This is a genomic window from Micromonospora sp. CPCC 206061 (genome assembly GCF_036906915.1).
In the GTDB taxonomy this organism is placed as follows: domain Bacteria; phylum Actinomycetota; class Actinomycetes; order Mycobacteriales; family Micromonosporaceae; genus Phytohabitans.
The window spans coordinates 114,323-127,229 of the sequence record NZ_JBAKHX010000009.1; the positions used below are offsets into that span (position 1 = coordinate 114,323).

Annotated in this window: 16 protein-coding genes; 8 read left to right on the forward strand and 8 right to left on the reverse strand. The window is 69.9% G+C overall.

The window, feature by feature from the left end; genetic code table 11:
- Nucleotides 1-156 precede the first annotated feature (156 nt).
- On the forward strand, nt 157-1,530 hold the full coding sequence (locus tag V6V89_RS10190) for a hypothetical protein (RefSeq protein ID WP_334618776.1): 1,374 nt from the start codon (nt 157-159) through the stop codon (nt 1,528-1,530).
- 276 nt (nt 1,531-1,806) lie between these two features.
- Here V6V89_RS10190 and V6V89_RS10195 read toward each other — a convergent pair whose 3' ends face one another.
- The 4 genes from V6V89_RS10195 to V6V89_RS10210 all read right to left on the reverse strand — a co-directional run bounded on the left by V6V89_RS10195 (nt 1,807) and on the right by V6V89_RS10210 (nt 5,094).
- Nucleotides 1,807-2,316, reverse strand: a complete 510-nt coding sequence (locus V6V89_RS10195) for a hypothetical protein (RefSeq protein WP_334618777.1) — start codon at nt 2,314-2,316, stop codon at nt 1,807-1,809.
- Complete coding sequence (locus V6V89_RS10200; RefSeq protein WP_334618778.1) at nt 2,313-2,651, reverse strand: hypothetical protein; 339 nt, start codon at nt 2,649-2,651, stop codon at nt 2,313-2,315. The genes V6V89_RS10195 and V6V89_RS10200 overlap by 4 nt, the downstream gene beginning before the upstream one ends.
- A 240-nt stretch (nt 2,652-2,891) precedes the next feature.
- Complete coding sequence (locus V6V89_RS10205; RefSeq protein ID WP_334618779.1) at nt 2,892-4,082, reverse strand: AlbA family DNA-binding domain-containing protein; 1,191 nt, start codon at nt 4,080-4,082, stop codon at nt 2,892-2,894.
- Between the two features lie 472 nt (nt 4,083-4,554).
- Nucleotides 4,555-5,094: a hypothetical protein gene (locus tag V6V89_RS10210; RefSeq protein WP_334618780.1), complete on the reverse strand. Its 540-nt coding sequence runs from the start codon at nt 5,092-5,094 to the stop codon at nt 4,555-4,557.
- Nucleotides 5,095-5,470: 376 nt separating this feature from the next.
- Here V6V89_RS10210 and V6V89_RS10215 point away from each other — a divergent pair, with 376 nt between their 5' ends.
- The 3 genes from V6V89_RS10215 to V6V89_RS10225 are packed head-to-tail and all read left to right on the forward strand — an operon-like array spanning nt 5,471 to nt 8,051.
- On the forward strand, nt 5,471-5,986 hold the full coding sequence (locus V6V89_RS10215; RefSeq protein WP_334618781.1) for a DUF6283 family protein: 516 nt from the start codon (nt 5,471-5,473) through the stop codon (nt 5,984-5,986).
- Nucleotides 5,983-6,768 carry a PIN domain-containing protein gene (locus tag V6V89_RS10220; protein ID WP_334618782.1) on the forward strand — a complete coding sequence of 262 codons (786 nt, stop codon included), beginning with the start codon at nt 5,983-5,985 and terminating at the stop codon, nt 6,766-6,768. The genes V6V89_RS10215 and V6V89_RS10220 overlap by 4 nt, the downstream gene beginning before the upstream one ends.
- Entirely contained in the window at nt 6,765-8,051 is a 1,287-nt protein-coding gene (locus V6V89_RS10225) for a tyrosine-type recombinase/integrase (RefSeq protein ID WP_334618783.1), read from the forward strand. Before V6V89_RS10220 ends, V6V89_RS10225 begins: the two co-directional genes overlap by 4 nt.
- Nucleotides 8,052-8,153: 102 nt before the next feature.
- Here the strand turns inward: V6V89_RS10225 and V6V89_RS10230 are convergent, their stop codons facing one another.
- The gene (locus V6V89_RS10230) at nt 8,154-8,384 is read right to left on the reverse strand and encodes a hypothetical protein (RefSeq protein WP_334618784.1); all 231 of its coding nucleotides are present in this window, start codon (nt 8,382-8,384) and stop codon (nt 8,154-8,156) included.
- Nucleotides 8,385-8,661: 277 nt separating this feature from the next.
- A complete protein-coding gene (locus tag V6V89_RS10235; protein WP_334618785.1) occupies nt 8,662-9,210 on the reverse strand; it encodes an RNase H family protein in 549 nt (182 codons plus the stop codon).
- Nucleotides 9,211-9,805: 595 nt separating this feature from the next.
- Here V6V89_RS10235 and V6V89_RS10240 point away from each other — a divergent pair.
- The 3 genes from V6V89_RS10240 to V6V89_RS10250 all read left to right on the forward strand — a co-directional run bounded on the left by V6V89_RS10240 (nt 9,806) and on the right by V6V89_RS10250 (nt 10,660).
- Nucleotides 9,806-10,027: a hypothetical protein gene (locus tag V6V89_RS10240; RefSeq protein ID WP_334618786.1), complete on the forward strand. Its 222-nt coding sequence runs from the start codon at nt 9,806-9,808 to the stop codon at nt 10,025-10,027.
- Nucleotides 10,028-10,115: 88 nt separating this feature from the next.
- A complete protein-coding gene (locus V6V89_RS10245) occupies nt 10,116-10,412 on the forward strand; it encodes a hypothetical protein (protein WP_334618787.1) in 297 nt (98 codons plus the stop codon).
- A 41-nt stretch (nt 10,413-10,453) separates the two neighbouring features.
- Nucleotides 10,454-10,660 (forward strand): hypothetical protein, encoded by a 207-nt coding sequence (locus V6V89_RS10250; RefSeq protein ID WP_334618788.1) that lies wholly within the window; start codon nt 10,454-10,456, stop codon nt 10,658-10,660.
- A gap of 55 nt (nt 10,661-10,715) precedes the next feature.
- Here V6V89_RS10250 and V6V89_RS10255 read toward each other — a convergent pair whose 3' ends face one another.
- Nucleotides 10,716-11,021, reverse strand: coding sequence for a hypothetical protein (locus V6V89_RS10255; RefSeq protein ID WP_334618789.1), 306 nt, complete (start codon nt 11,019-11,021; stop codon nt 10,716-10,718).
- A 562-nt stretch (nt 11,022-11,583) separates the two neighbouring features.
- Here V6V89_RS10255 and V6V89_RS10260 point away from each other — a divergent pair.
- Nucleotides 11,584-11,958 carry a hypothetical protein gene (locus V6V89_RS10260; RefSeq protein WP_334618790.1) on the forward strand — a complete coding sequence of 125 codons (375 nt, stop codon included), beginning with the start codon at nt 11,584-11,586 and terminating at the stop codon, nt 11,956-11,958.
- Nucleotides 11,959-12,015: 57 nt separating this feature from the next.
- Here V6V89_RS10260 and V6V89_RS10265 read toward each other — a convergent pair whose 3' ends face one another.
- Nucleotides 12,016-12,849 (reverse strand): SAM-dependent methyltransferase, encoded by an 834-nt coding sequence (locus V6V89_RS10265; protein ID WP_334618791.1) that lies wholly within the window; start codon nt 12,847-12,849, stop codon nt 12,016-12,018.
- Nucleotides 12,850-12,907 lie beyond the last annotated feature (58 nt).

A 12,907-nucleotide genomic window follows, 5' to 3' on the forward strand; every position in this document is an offset into this window, starting at 1 on the left:
CGAGGTTAGTGGGGTGGGTCCTGGATGCCGCGTGGACGGCATGCTCGCGCGTGTGCTCGGGAGCAACGTCGCAGGTGTCTGGAGGCGGGTGAGGATCTCGATCCGCACGGTGACGCGGTACGTACGCTCGCCGGCCGGATCCGTGACTGCTGCGCGGTGACGATGCTGAAGGCGAACCGGCTGGCCCGGGGGCTGACAGTGGATCAGGCCGTCGCCGCGCTCCACGCCGTGTACGAGCAGGCAACGCAACAGCAGTGCCGGCTCACCCGCGAGCAGCTGACGCACTTCGAGAGCGGCGGCCGGCCAAGCAGCCGCTACCAGGACGTGTTCTGCCGGTTCTACCGCACAGGCCCGGTACAAATGGGCTGGGCCGTCGACTACTCGGCGCAGCCGGTCACCGACGCGGCGCCCGCGATGTGGTTGACCCCTAGCTGCGCAGGTCCGGTAGATGATTCTCTGGAGAACGGAGTACATGCCGCCAAGGAGGCCACCATGCTGCGCCGTTCCCTGCTGCGCACGACCGCCACCGCCGGCATCCTGCTCCCCGTCGCGATACTCGACGAGGCGGACGGCATCCGCGCGCGCATGGACCGAGCCCTGGACTCAGGGTCGCTGACCGACGGCGACCTAGACAGGTGGGGGCAGACGGTGCAGGAGCGTGGGCATGCGTTCAAGACCATGCCCGCCCGGGAGGTCCTGATCGAGGTGATCGCAGACTTCGCCGAACTGCTCACCCACGCCGGTCACCATCAACCAACCGCGGTCCAGGCCCGGCTATGCGGGCTCTCCAGCCGGCTGGCGGGCATCGCCGGAAATGTGCTGACCGACATCGGTGACGTCCGCGCGGGGGGTCGCTGGTTCGCCACGGCGGTACGTGCGGCCGACCAGGCCGGAGACCGGTCCTTGCATGCCTGGGTGCTGGCCCGGCAGGCAACGGTCGGGCTATACCTAGGCCAATCCGCTGAGACCGCGATTTCGCGGGCGGTCGAAGCCCAACGCCGCGCCGGTCGGGTCCGTTGTTCCGGCGCAGTCCTTGCCGCTGCCACCGAGGCACGAGCCTGGGCGCGCTTGGGGCATGCCGCCGCCGCGAGGAACGCCCTGGGTCGGGCCCGGACCATCGCGGAGGGCCTGCCGGAGGCCGACCGCGCGAATTCGATCTTCGGCTACCCCCATCGGCAGCTCAGCTTCCACGTCGCCTCGACGCTGACGTTGGTTGGGAGTGTGCGCGAGGCCGAACGCGCCACCCGGGAGGCGCTGTCGCAGTACCCTGCCGGCGAGTACGTGAACCCGGCCTTGATCTGCCTCGACAAGGCCGCCTGCATCATGCGCGCGGGTGATCCGGCAGCCGGACACCGGCACGCCCTACAGACTCTCACCGCGGTTCCGACGCAGTATCGGACCGCGCTGGTGCTGTCCCGGGCGCGTGAGCTCGCCACCGTTGCACTCGACGCCGGCGAGGCGTCGCAACGGCGCGCTCGAGACTTCACGGCGGCCGTGAACGCGTTGGAGCATGCGGCCACCGGCACCTGACCTGGCGTGCGCTCGATGCGGCGTCTCGTCCCGCTTCTGCGGTCGGGTCATGGTGGTCGGGTGTGCCGGTGGGGTCATGCGAGCAGGCGGCGAGGCTCCGCTGTGGCCAGCGCTGCGGGTGTACCCGCACGCGACGACTGCTGCGGGCCCTCTCCGGTGGCAGCGAGGACATCTGCGAGTGCACCGGCTGCGATCGGCCGGATCAAGGCGTCCCTTGAAGTCGCTCTAACGGCTTGGGGACGCCTTGATCATGTTCTCGTCCTGGATCGGCCGGGCTCAGCCGGGCTTTACGTGTGGGCAGACCTCGCGCGGCTGGTAGCCGCCGGGAACGCCGATGCCGACCTTGGCCCAGAACGGCGGCGAGCCGTTTATGTGACCGCCGAGGGTGTGCCAGGACAGGCCGGGGTACTCGGCGCGCACTGCCGCGAGCCCGGCTGCGGCGAGCCCGCACCGCTGGTACTTCGGCAGCGTGTAGGGCTGTTCAACCCAGCCAGTTCCGCACAGCTGGCACACCTGGTAGTCGACGGCGAAGGCGAAGTCGTCGCCCAGGTTGGCGGCGCGCTGGCGCCAGCCGATTCGCTCGGCCGAGATGGTGTCCTGCCACGGCGTGGGCAGGCGGGGCACCTTCGGCCAGCCGTTCCGCCGGCCGAGCCGCCCCCGGCTGATCCATTGCAGGAACTCGCGGATCGGTTCTCGGCCGGAGGCGCGGCCGATCTGATCGGTCAGCGCGGCCAGGCGCCGGGCGGCTGCCCGGTCCGCCAGGGTGCCGGTGTCGGGGTCGGTCATGGTTCGTCGCCGGCATCGTGCTGGGCCTGCTCCGCCGTGGCCAGCAGCTCGGCGGTCAGGTCGCGCATGCCGGCCACGACGGCGTACTCCGGCAGGTCGGCCGGGCTGAGTCCCTTGGCCTTGGCGCCATCCCACATCGCGTCCACGTAGTCGAACAACGCCCTGCGAGCGGCCACCTGATCGGCGCGCTGGTGGGCGCTCAGCGCGGCGAGTGCCGCGGTGTCGTGGTCGTGGAAACCGTCAGCCACCTCGATCGCGGCGAACTGCGCATCCCGCTCGCCTTCTTCATCGACGGCAGCCGGCGCGGCCTGGCGCCGGCGAGAGAACATGGTCATCGCTACTCCCATCCAAGACGGTCAACGCCCGTGGTTACGGTACGCGGCCACACCGACACGAAAGGGAGGGCGACACGCCGTGAGGTTTGCTCGACGAAGTGCCGGGTGCCTGGCCAGCGCGCGATAGCGGACGGGAACAGTCATGGGAGCGGGACGGCCGACGGCAGGTCAGCAGGCGGGCCCGTCCCGGCTACGGCCGGTCAGGCCACCGCGGTTGGTGGGCTTGGCACGTCATACGCATCATGGCGGTGATTTGCGCAAAGACTCGGTGGAGTAGGGAAGGTATCGACTGTCGATGCCGAGTCCGCGAAGCAGGGGGCCGAAAAGCCGTTCGACGACCGCTGGGGCCTGGTCCACCAGCTCCGCAGTGGTGGTGGTGGTTACCCGTTCGTACTCGTCGCGACTGTAGGGATTGCCGAAGTCGCCGCCCAACGAAAGGACATGCTCGTAGGGCACGACGTCCTTCAGCCGGTCGAGTCGCACCCCGACGATCCATTGTCCCTGGTAAGCGGCGTAGTGGTCCGCCAGGCGGCCGGCCAGTGTCAGGACGCTGTGGGTCAGGCCGAGCACCACAACCGCCTGAAGCACGGACGCCGGGTCCGCCATTGCGTCCGGCTTCACGACGTCGGTGCCTCGGCCGCAGATCAGTGAGACGCCGGCGTCCTCCTTGACGAGCAGGTCGATCATGCCGCTTTCGCGAATATGGTCGTTCCCGCTGTACGACGTCAGGGCGACGCCCTCGGCGCGTCGGCTGCGTCGGGTCGCAACCTCGATGGTGGGCCAGAAGTAGTTGTTGCCGATGTTCTGTGAGATGCCGTTCGTGATAGCGAGCATTCGGTTCATAAAGTCGGGGGCCGTGAGCAGCTCCACCATGACGTCGTCTCGTGTGGCCAATGGTTGCGCGACGAGGTAGAGATGGCCGTTCCGGCGATCCTGTGCGGGAACGGGGTCGTCGGCGGCCAGGCGTCGCAACTGGCTCGACACGTCGTCGTGCTGTTGGGCACGCACCGAGAGGATGGCGCGTACCTCTTCATCGCCGAGTTTCCTGTTGCCCCGATCGCCGCGCCCGTAGTACACGTGGTCGATCATGTGAGGGGCCTGCGGGCTGGGCGGTATGTGGATTAGCAGACAACCATGGCCGGGCTTGGCGGGGTCTTCAAGCTCTACGCAACGGACCATCAGTGGCGGGTGTACACGTCCCCGCGCGACGTGGTCCACTCGGTCGGCGAGCCCAGCCAGTTGCACCCCGCAAACGGTGCCAGCTCGACTTTGCCGGTCTTCAACACCGATGACCAGGAGGCCGCCGTCAATGGCCAGGGAGGCGAGATCGATCGCCAGGTCGGTGTTCTTGTCCCGCCCTTTTCCCAGCTCTTGCTTTAGATCAACCCAGTGTGACTCGTCGAGAATGCCGCCGGCGACCGCATCGATCACGTCCTGCCATGACCCGGGGTGCCATCGCCCGCGTTCTGGCCCGAGGTATACGTTGCCCGCCCACTGGTGTGTCATGAGTCCGTTCTTATACGGTCGCTGCCGGCCGTAGCACCGAACTCGCGTGGCTCGCGGCGGAGCCTGTTGTCCTCATCGCCTCGCGGGCGCGGCGTGGGTCGCGCGATGCGGGCTCGGATTCAGGCCAGCGTGTTAGCCACCGTCCAGGATAGAGCCGGACGACAGTGCAAGATCGTCGTAAGCAAGGAAGTGCGCGGGTGAGCTGTCTGCCCTTCGCCCGAACCGGGCCGGAAAGCCCTCGGGTAGGCGTCCCGCGCGACGCCACGCTCATCGTATAACCACCGCAGGCGTGCGTGCGAGCGACACGCGGGAGGACGGTGGAGGCCGGCCTCGTCCCGCGTGTGACCGGCCAGATGATCTGAGACCAACGGAGGCGGGGGCCCGCGATCTCCTGGTCCTAGTTGGGTCCGTCGCTGGAGCTGGTACGAAGGACGGGCTCGCCGTTGTGGGTGCTTCCGGTGTCGGCAGCGTCGTAACGGTCCCGCTCGTCGCGCGCCGCCTGGGCGACGAACCCGGACGGGTCGTCATCGTCCGTCTGCAGGCCGGCGGGTGAGAACCACATGCCACGGCCGGCGTAGCTCTTGCGCTCTTCGAGGATCCACCGCTTGACGGTGGGAAACGGCACGTCGGACAGGCGCGCGAGGTCGCGCCAGGACAGCAGGAACTGGTCGCGGCCGGCGAGCAGGGCCGCGCGACGGCCCAGCCCCATGATGCGGAAGACCTCCCGGTACATGGCCATCTGTAGTTCGAACTCGCGTTCGTCTTTGGCGACGTCGGGTTCGGTGCTTCGGCCGATCTTGCGCAGCAACGCGCCGAGCTGGCCGGAGGACGCGAAGACGCTGAGCATGCCGCTCGGGTCATCGTCGTCGCGGGAGTAGGTGATGGTGATCGTGCGGGTATCAGAGCCCTCGGTTCGACGGTGCTTGATCACGTCCATGCGGCGGCCTCCAGGGATCGCTGTATCAATTTGACACACCGGACTGTATCAGAATGACACACCGGCGGTGGTGTGGCGACGCCCGGCTTCGAGGGTCTTAGTTAGGTCCGGGAATCGAACATTCCCGGACCTTACTCACCAGTCGGCGTCCGCCCTCGCTTCTCCGGCCCGCCCCGCCCGGCTCCGGTGTGGGCGAGGTCTGGAGCTGGGGGAGTGGCGGCCAGCCGGGGCGGCCCGTGATTTGGCCCCGCGAATTCGCCTCCAGCCCTCGCCGCTCGGTGGCGTGGGTCGGTTCCACAAACGGGGGATTCCTGAACATGTGGGGGCAGGATTTAAGTTGGCCCACAGTTGGCAAGATGTGGGTTAGGCTGCCGGCATGCCCCCGCAGTCCGCCCGGCCCCGGAACGCGACGACGACCCTCGACCGGGCCGCCCGCCCACCAAACAACGACCGGTGCACCGTCGCGCCGGCGGTGGCCGGCGCGCCGGCCACGGTGCGGGTGTGCGCCCGGCCGTGCCGCTCCTGCCCGTGGCGGCGCGACACCGCCGGCCGGTTCCGGTACGACAACCTGGCCGACTACGCGGCCGGCACCATCCCCGGCGCGCCCGGCTTCGGCCGGCCCGTCGACGGCGACCCCGCCGCGGCGTTCGGCACGCTGTTCGCCTGCCACCACCTCGCGGAGACCAGCGCGCACCTGTGCGCCGGCTGGCTCGCCGTGCACGGCGCCGAGCACCCGGCGGTCCGGCTCGGCCTCGCCGTCGGCCTGATCGACCCGGCCGCCCTCACCGCGGGCGAGGACTGGCCGGAGCTGTTCGAGTGCGCGGCCGAGATGCTGGCCGCGCACGACCCGCACGCGTCGACGACGCCCGAGACGGAGCTGATGCCACGATGAAACTGGAAGGCGCGACCGGCGCCGCCGCCCGCCCGTCCACGGTGGACCACCGGCGGCGGTTCACGTTGCCCACGGCCCTGGCTGATGCCGCCGGCATCGCGGCGGGCCTGGTGGTGGTGCTGCGCGGCGAGCGGCCAGGCGAGCTCGTCGTGGCCACCGGCGACGCGGCCCTGGCCCGGGTCCGCTCCGCCCTGGCCGCCACCCTCGACACGCACGGCGCGCACGGCTCGCTGAGCGCCGCGCTCGTCGACGGCCTCGGCCGGCCCGCGCCCGGCCCGGCCACCGGAGCGCCGGTCGACCTGCCCGCCGACGGGCTGATCATCTGCGACACGTCGCCGCTGCTGGCCCTGCTGGACGGCGACCCGGCCGGCGACGCCCTGGTGCCGCTGCTGCCCCGCCTGGTCATCACCGAGGCCGTCGCGGATGAGTTGTTCGCGGTGCTGCTGGCCGCCGGGATGACCGCGACCGGCAACATCCCGGCCGCCGGATCCGGGCGCCAGCACGGCTTCGACGCGGTGGCGGACGTACTGGCCGCGCTCGGGCTGCGCACCGCGGGCCTGGACACCGAATGGGCACCGGTCCGGGTCCTGCAGTACCAGCTGCGCCGCGCCGGCGACCTCGCCGACGCCGAACGCGCCACCCTGGCCCTGGCCGCGCACCTGGGCGCGCCCGCGCTGCTGGGCCGCCCGGTCGGCGAACTGCCCCCCGCGGTGAGCGTCACGGTCCTCGACCACCGCGACCTCGCCCCGGCCGGCGACGCGCCGGCGGCCGCCGCGGCGTGACCGGACCGGCCACCCCGACGACTGCGGCCGGCGCCGACGACCTGGCATCGGCCGGCCCGCTGCCTGCGCCCCGGCCGCCGGCCGCAGCCGGACCGGCGGCGCACCCGGACGCGGGCCCGGCGGGGGAGGTGCTGCACGGGGAACTGGTCGAGCCGGCCCCGCCGGCCGTGCCCGGTACCGCGTCAACGCGGCTCGACCTGGACCGCTGGCTGGCCACCCACCAGCCGCGCGACGACGCTGCCCTGCACCGGCTGCGGGACCTCGCGGCCGACGTCGCCGGCTACGCGCAGTCGTCTCGGGCCGCGCAGACGGTCCGCAAGTACGACACCGGCTGGTCCGCGTTCACCGACTGGTGCGCGCAGTTCGAGTTCCCGGCCGGGCCGCCGACCGCCGTGGAGGTGGTCGCGCTGTACCTGGCGCAGCTGGCCCGCGACGGCCTCGCCGTGTCCACCATGGACGGCCGGCTCGCCGCGATCCGCGACCGGCACCTCGACGCCGGGCTGCTGCCGCCCACCGACGACCCCAGGCTGCGCCGCATCCGCGACGGCGTCCGCCGCGTCCACGGCCGACCCGTCGAAGGCGTCAGCGCCATCGGGCTGCCGCTGCTGGCGGCGATGCTCGCCACCCTGCCCGCCGACGACCCCGGCCCGGCCGCCCCGCTGCCCGCCCGCCGCGCGTACCTGGCCGCGCTGCGCGACCGGTGCCTGCTCACCGTCGGCTACCTGGCCGCCCTGCGCCGCGAAGAGCTCGCCGGGCTACCCGTCGACCACCTCGAACTGGCGCCCGAGGGGCTGCGGCTGCTGGTCGCTCGCAGCAAGACGGACCCGACCGGCACCGGCCGCCGCGTGGACCTGCCGTGGGCGCCGCCAGAGGTGGCCTGGCTGTGCCCGGTTCGCGCCACCCTGGCCTGGCTGGACGCCGCCGGCCGCCGCGACCACCTACACCGGCCCGGCCGCCCACGCACCGGCGAGATCCCACTGCTGTCCGGCATCACCCTCGGCGGCCAGGTGCGGACCACCGCGCTGACCGACCGGCACGTCGCCCGCACGGTGAAGGCCGTTGCCACGGCCGCCGGCCAACCCGCCGAGGTCGTCGACCAGCTCGCCGGCCACTCCCTACGCGCCGGGTTCGCCACCGCGGCCGAGGCCGCCGGCGTACCCCGGTCGGTGATCTCCCGGGTCCTGGGCCACGCAACCGGCACCACCACCGACCGCTACATCCGCCACACCTTCGACGGCGCCGCCCAGCAAGCGGTGTATGCGCTGGCCGCTGACCTGGTGTGATGCCGCCGGCATCGCCCGACCGCCTGGCCAGCCCGGCCGGCACAAGCGGTCACGTCACGGCACGGCCGGAGGTAGATCATTTCGAGCAGGTCATAGGCGGGACTACGTCGGGCCCTTAGCGATTTTGGCGAGGTATTCCGGAGAGGGCATGCGCAAGCCGGGCGATGCCCAATCCAATCCCACCGGCGGGATCGACCAGTCATCGGGCGACGCCAGGACGACCGTGCCGCCGAAGAATCTGGCGTCGGCGAAGTTGACCGTGCCACCGGAGAACTCGGCGGCGCCGAAATGGACCGTGCCGCCGGAGAACTCGGCATTGGCGAAGTTGACCATGCCGCCGGAGATTATCGGGAGATCAGCTGCCCCTCGACGGCTGGTCCCTCCGGCATGCCCAGGATCCTCCTAACGCGCTGGTGGTTACCTTGATGAGGGCTGCTACGCCGTCAGCACGGGTGACGACGGCGTAACGCGCAAGCCCGTGGACGCTGCGGACTTCTGGCCGCCGAGGGACAGCCTGGAGTACGGCACACTGGTCATCGTCAACAGTGGTAAAGACTATGCGGAGGGCTGAGCAGGTTGCCAATGTTGGCCTGGCTCGCCGCGCCAGCACTCACCGAAGGGGTTCCACCTGCTGGTAGTCCAGCACGCGGCGACGCGCGATCATCTCCACGACGTCGCGGGCCTTCTGGCCAGAGAACTCATTCCGTTGCGCCAGTTTCGCCAAGGAGTCTGCCCCTTCGTTCAACGGATGACCCTTGTGACCAGGCACCCACCGCACATCCACGTGACCAGCGCCACAAGCCAGAAACCCCGCCAACCTGACCAATGACGGCGGTGCAGGAGATGGTCGAGTCGTCGGATAGCCGGACGGCAGAGTCAGGTCGCCTTCTAGCCAGCGCCCGAGGAATGAACCAGCGGCCCTGCTGTCGACGAGCAGGAGGAATCGGCCGGACGGACGAATGTGCCGCAATGCGTACGCCACTGCACGCAGTTCGCCTATGGTCGTTGAGTCCGACCCGACGATCCGACTCTCCGGATGCCGCTGGAACAACGCGCCGTAGTGTCCCTGGTTCGATAGCCACCCGAGGCCCAGCTTCGTACCGGCGACTGAGGCGTCGGTGGCCAGCACGAGACCGTCGGAGGTGACGACGTCCGCCAACCGCCCTCTGGTATTCACGGTCTGGCCCTGGTCTGCGGTGCCGGCGCCGCCACCGCGAGCGGCATAACACCTCCAGCGCGTAGCCCGACCGCGCGGACAGGTCTAACTCGCGCGCTAGACGCCACCATACAACGGAGCTACCGCCGCGCGGTGGCGCCTAGGCCGCAAGTCAACCAGCAAGCGCCGTGGTGTCGAGACCGGACGGTGCCCTCGGTGAGGTACCCATTACCTGTCTCGTTTCCTAACTACTCACGCCATCCCGTACCACCGCTATCCATTCGCACACCTCACCATCCCGACACACTGCAATCTGGCACCGCCCACCGGGACTGCGCACAGGGATTGAGCCGCTGCAACAAGGTGTGCCTTGATCGCCGTCCTTACGCCGGCCTTGGGCGACCACGGGCTCCCACCCTGCCCGCAGCAGCGCGGCTCGGGCGGCGCGGCGTCGTCGGCGGTCGTCCTGTACGGCTGTAGATCCCCGCGCGCTGGGAAGCGGGCACTCGGCCCGTCGTGTTGAGAGAGGGTACGCGCCGCACCACGCCGGGCTTGGGCGTCTTCCACCACGGCCGTGCCGGTGGGCACCCTTGGCGTCATGACGCTGGAAGACGATCTGGACCAAGCCGCGGTCACCGTCGTGGTACTCAGCCTCGCGGCGAATCTCCCGGATGTTGCTCAGGACCGCCTGGAGTCGGCGGCTGAGGCGGCCGTCGCCGCGGTTCGGCCGTTCCTCGATGGCACGGAGCGGTCGAGGATCGCGGCGAGCGAGGTGCCTGCAGCCGGGGCGGTGCCTGACCGTCACGGCGGTTCCGACTGAACGGCCGGACTGGTCACATCGGGTGTGGGACAAGGTTGACCACACCGGCGGATGCAGCGGTTGCCGGCGGCGGCATACCGTCGGCGCGATGCACAACCCGACCAGCCCGAATGATTCGCACGCTCTGGCACGAGCGGCACTAAATGCCGCCAGTCGTGACCCGATCCTGGACGGCCTGATCGGCTGGTACGCAGCGGACGCCAGGCACCTCGGCGCTGGCCCTGGTCGACGCGTCGATCTGGACCAGCTGCTGGCTGGCGCCGGTCCGGATACGCACCTGTACGCCGGTCACACGGCCGGCGTGCTGGCGACCGCCGGTATCTTGCGGGCGGGCGGCCAGGTTGGGGTTGCGACGGCAGCGGTCGACGACCGCCGGGTGGCGTGACCTCGCGTTTGACCTGCGCACACGTCGGGTAGGTCGCGGTCGTGGACGGCCCGCAAGCGTTGTTGGTCGGGGGCCCGTACGACGGCACGGTGGTCGCGTTGCCCAGCAGCGAGGACCTGCTGGTGGACGTGCACCTGTACGAATCCCTAGATCACTGGGTGGAGTACCGGGGCCAGCGGGTTCGTGTGTTTGTGCACGCGGAGGACTGCTGCGGCGCCTCCGGCGGGGCGGAGGACGCGTGCAAGTAAGGACCCCTTGATCGGTTGAGCCGGGTCGGCGGCGGGGCTTCTCGAACCGTCACGGTCAGATTACGCGGAGGCGGCCGCCGCCGACCCGGTGCACGGTGGCGAGCATGAGGGCCGCGGCGGGGTGGCGTCGCTGGCTGCCGGGGCGGCGGTATCGGCGGGCCATGCGCAGTAGGAGGGCGTCGCGGGCGGTGGCCAGGTCTTCGAGCGTGCGGTATGAGCGGTCGTCCGGCAGGGTTCGCAGCCTGGCTGCCAGCTCGTTTTCCAGGCAGTCCAGAACTGCCGCCACGCGCGGGTCACGGCCCTGGGCGTCGAGCAGGGATCGGGCTTCGGCGACGGTGTCTGGTTCACTCCCCGTGATCATGCGGCGACGCTAGTCGGTGGATGCGGGCTGCGACCACCGGTGCTGTGGCCGGATCTGTTGCCGGGCTGGACACCTGGGAGCGTCGATCGGCTGATCCGACGTGTGTAGCTGGGCGTACGGTCGGTGCATGATCGCCGATGAGGAGCTGGCCATGGAGATCCAGGGCAGACCGGACTGGCGATCCGATGGTGAGGTCGCGGGGTACGCGCCGCCCGGTGTGGCTGGGCGGGTCCTGGCGCGGCGCGTTGCTCAGCCGGTGCGGGCGAGCCAGCGCTACGTCGTCTCGACGATCCATGGTGACCATGCCGTCCACACCGTTCCGTGTGGTACGGCACGGGAGGCGGTCATTCTCTTGCCGAGCGGACGCGGCTTCCCGCCGAGGGTGCTTGACGCCCGGCTTCACGGGTGTGGTCCGCGTCGGTAGGGCGATATGGACACCGAACCCTATGGCGGTTGAGTATCTGGGGTAATGCAGTGCGCTTCGGGCGCTGCGGCGTGATCTCCAGCCGTCGTTACGACTTCGAGGCCCATCAGCGCGGGCGGGACGGAGTGGACGGACGACGTGAGCAGCTTGATCAACACATTCCTGGACACGGGGCGGCAGATCCGGACGCTCGAGCAACGGCTGTGCGCGATGGCGTTGCACCATCCGGATCGGAAGCGGTTGGGGGCCGAGCACAGCCGGCTCGTCCGCCGACAGCAGGACGAGATAGTGGCAGCTGTTGACGCCGGCGTGGATTGGTCCACCGTCAGGTTCGCGCTCGCGTTGCACGGGCAGTCCGCCGATCGGGAGGTTGGCAGCGCGGAGCCGACACCGGCCGAGCTGATGCTCAATCTGATGCGGCAGTACGGCCCGCTCTCGGTCCTCGAAGGGCTGGACAGGGCTCGCCGGCTCGTCGATGAGGCAGCTGTTGCAGAGGGGTCGGCGGGGGCCTAATGCCGGCGGCAGCGTGCTGTGCCTGCCACGACGACGGCCACGGTCCCGATGCCTGGGTCAGCGGGGCTCTGCTATCCGAGCCACGCCGCAGAACAGCCCGGCCCGGTGCGGGTGGTCCGTGAAGAGCTGCGGATCATCGAGAGACGGCCGCCATTGAGGGGTCCACACAAGGCCTGGCTCGACGAGTTCCGTCCCGCGGAAGAACCGCAGAACCTGTTCCCGGCTCCTGAACTCACCCGGCGTCGGGGTTCGCGCGTACACCTTCTCAGCAACGTTCATCTGGTCGCGTTCGAAACTCTCTCGAGAGGCGTGGCTCATCACGATCCAGCTGCCAGGTGCGAGGCTCTGGCGTAGCGTGTCCATCACGCTGTACGCGTCCTGGTCGTCCTTAATGAAGTGCAGTACGCAGGCCAGGATGAGTCCCACTGGCTGCTTCAGGTCGATGATGGCGGACAGATGGGGCTCGGTTTCGATCTGGCGCAGCAACTCGGCGGGGCGCCCTAGATCACCCTGGATCGCGTCGGCCAGGTCGTTTCCTTCCAACAGTTGTTGGGCATGCAGGACTGCGACGGGATCGAGGTCGACATAGAGGGTTCGTGTCTCTGGTGCGATCTGTTGAGCGATCTCGTGGACGTTGCCCATCGTCGGGACGCCTGATCCGATGTCCAGGAATTGACGTACGCCCTGATCCGCGACGTATCGCACCGCTCGCCTCAGCCAGGCTCGGTGCGTCCTGGCCATGTCCGGCACTAACGGGATCTGTTCGATGACCTTCTCGGCGGCCGCGCGATCCGCTGGGAAATTCGTGCGCCCACCCAGGTAGTAGTCATACATTCGCGCTGCCGTCGGCCGACCGGTGTCGATCTCTGCCGCCTCGTCCGCCGTTCCCATCGCGTGAACCGTCCTCCTCGGGCGTTGGTTGAGCTCAATATCGTTGCACAGGCACCGA

Coding starts and splice junctions, on each gene's coding strand:
- V6V89_RS10195 (WP_334618777.1), bottom strand. CDS start 2,316: ATGACCGACCCCGACACCGGCACCCTGGCGGACCGGGCAGCCGCCCGG.
- V6V89_RS10200 (WP_334618778.1), bottom strand. CDS start 2,651: ATGACCATGTTCTCTCGCCGGCGCCAGGCCGCGCCGGCTGCCGTCGAT.
- V6V89_RS10210 (WP_334618780.1), bottom strand. CDS start 5,094: ATGGACGTGATCAAGCACCGTCGAACCGAGGGCTCTGATACCCGCACG.
- V6V89_RS10215 (WP_334618781.1), top strand. CDS start 5,471: ATGCCCCCGCAGTCCGCCCGGCCCCGGAACGCGACGACGACCCTCGAC.
- V6V89_RS10220 (WP_334618782.1), top strand. CDS start 5,983: ATGAAACTGGAAGGCGCGACCGGCGCCGCCGCCCGCCCGTCCACGGTG.
- V6V89_RS10230 (WP_334618784.1), bottom strand. CDS start 8,384: ATGGTCAACTTCGCCAATGCCGAGTTCTCCGGCGGCACGGTCCATTTC.
- V6V89_RS10240 (WP_334618786.1), top strand. CDS start 9,806: ATGACGCTGGAAGACGATCTGGACCAAGCCGCGGTCACCGTCGTGGTA.
- V6V89_RS10245 (WP_334618787.1), top strand. CDS start 10,116: ATGCACAACCCGACCAGCCCGAATGATTCGCACGCTCTGGCACGAGCG.
- V6V89_RS10255 (WP_334618789.1), bottom strand. CDS start 11,021: ATGATCACGGGGAGTGAACCAGACACCGTCGCCGAAGCCCGATCCCTG.
- V6V89_RS10265 (WP_334618791.1), bottom strand. CDS start 12,849: ATGGGAACGGCGGACGAGGCGGCAGAGATCGACACCGGTCGGCCGACG.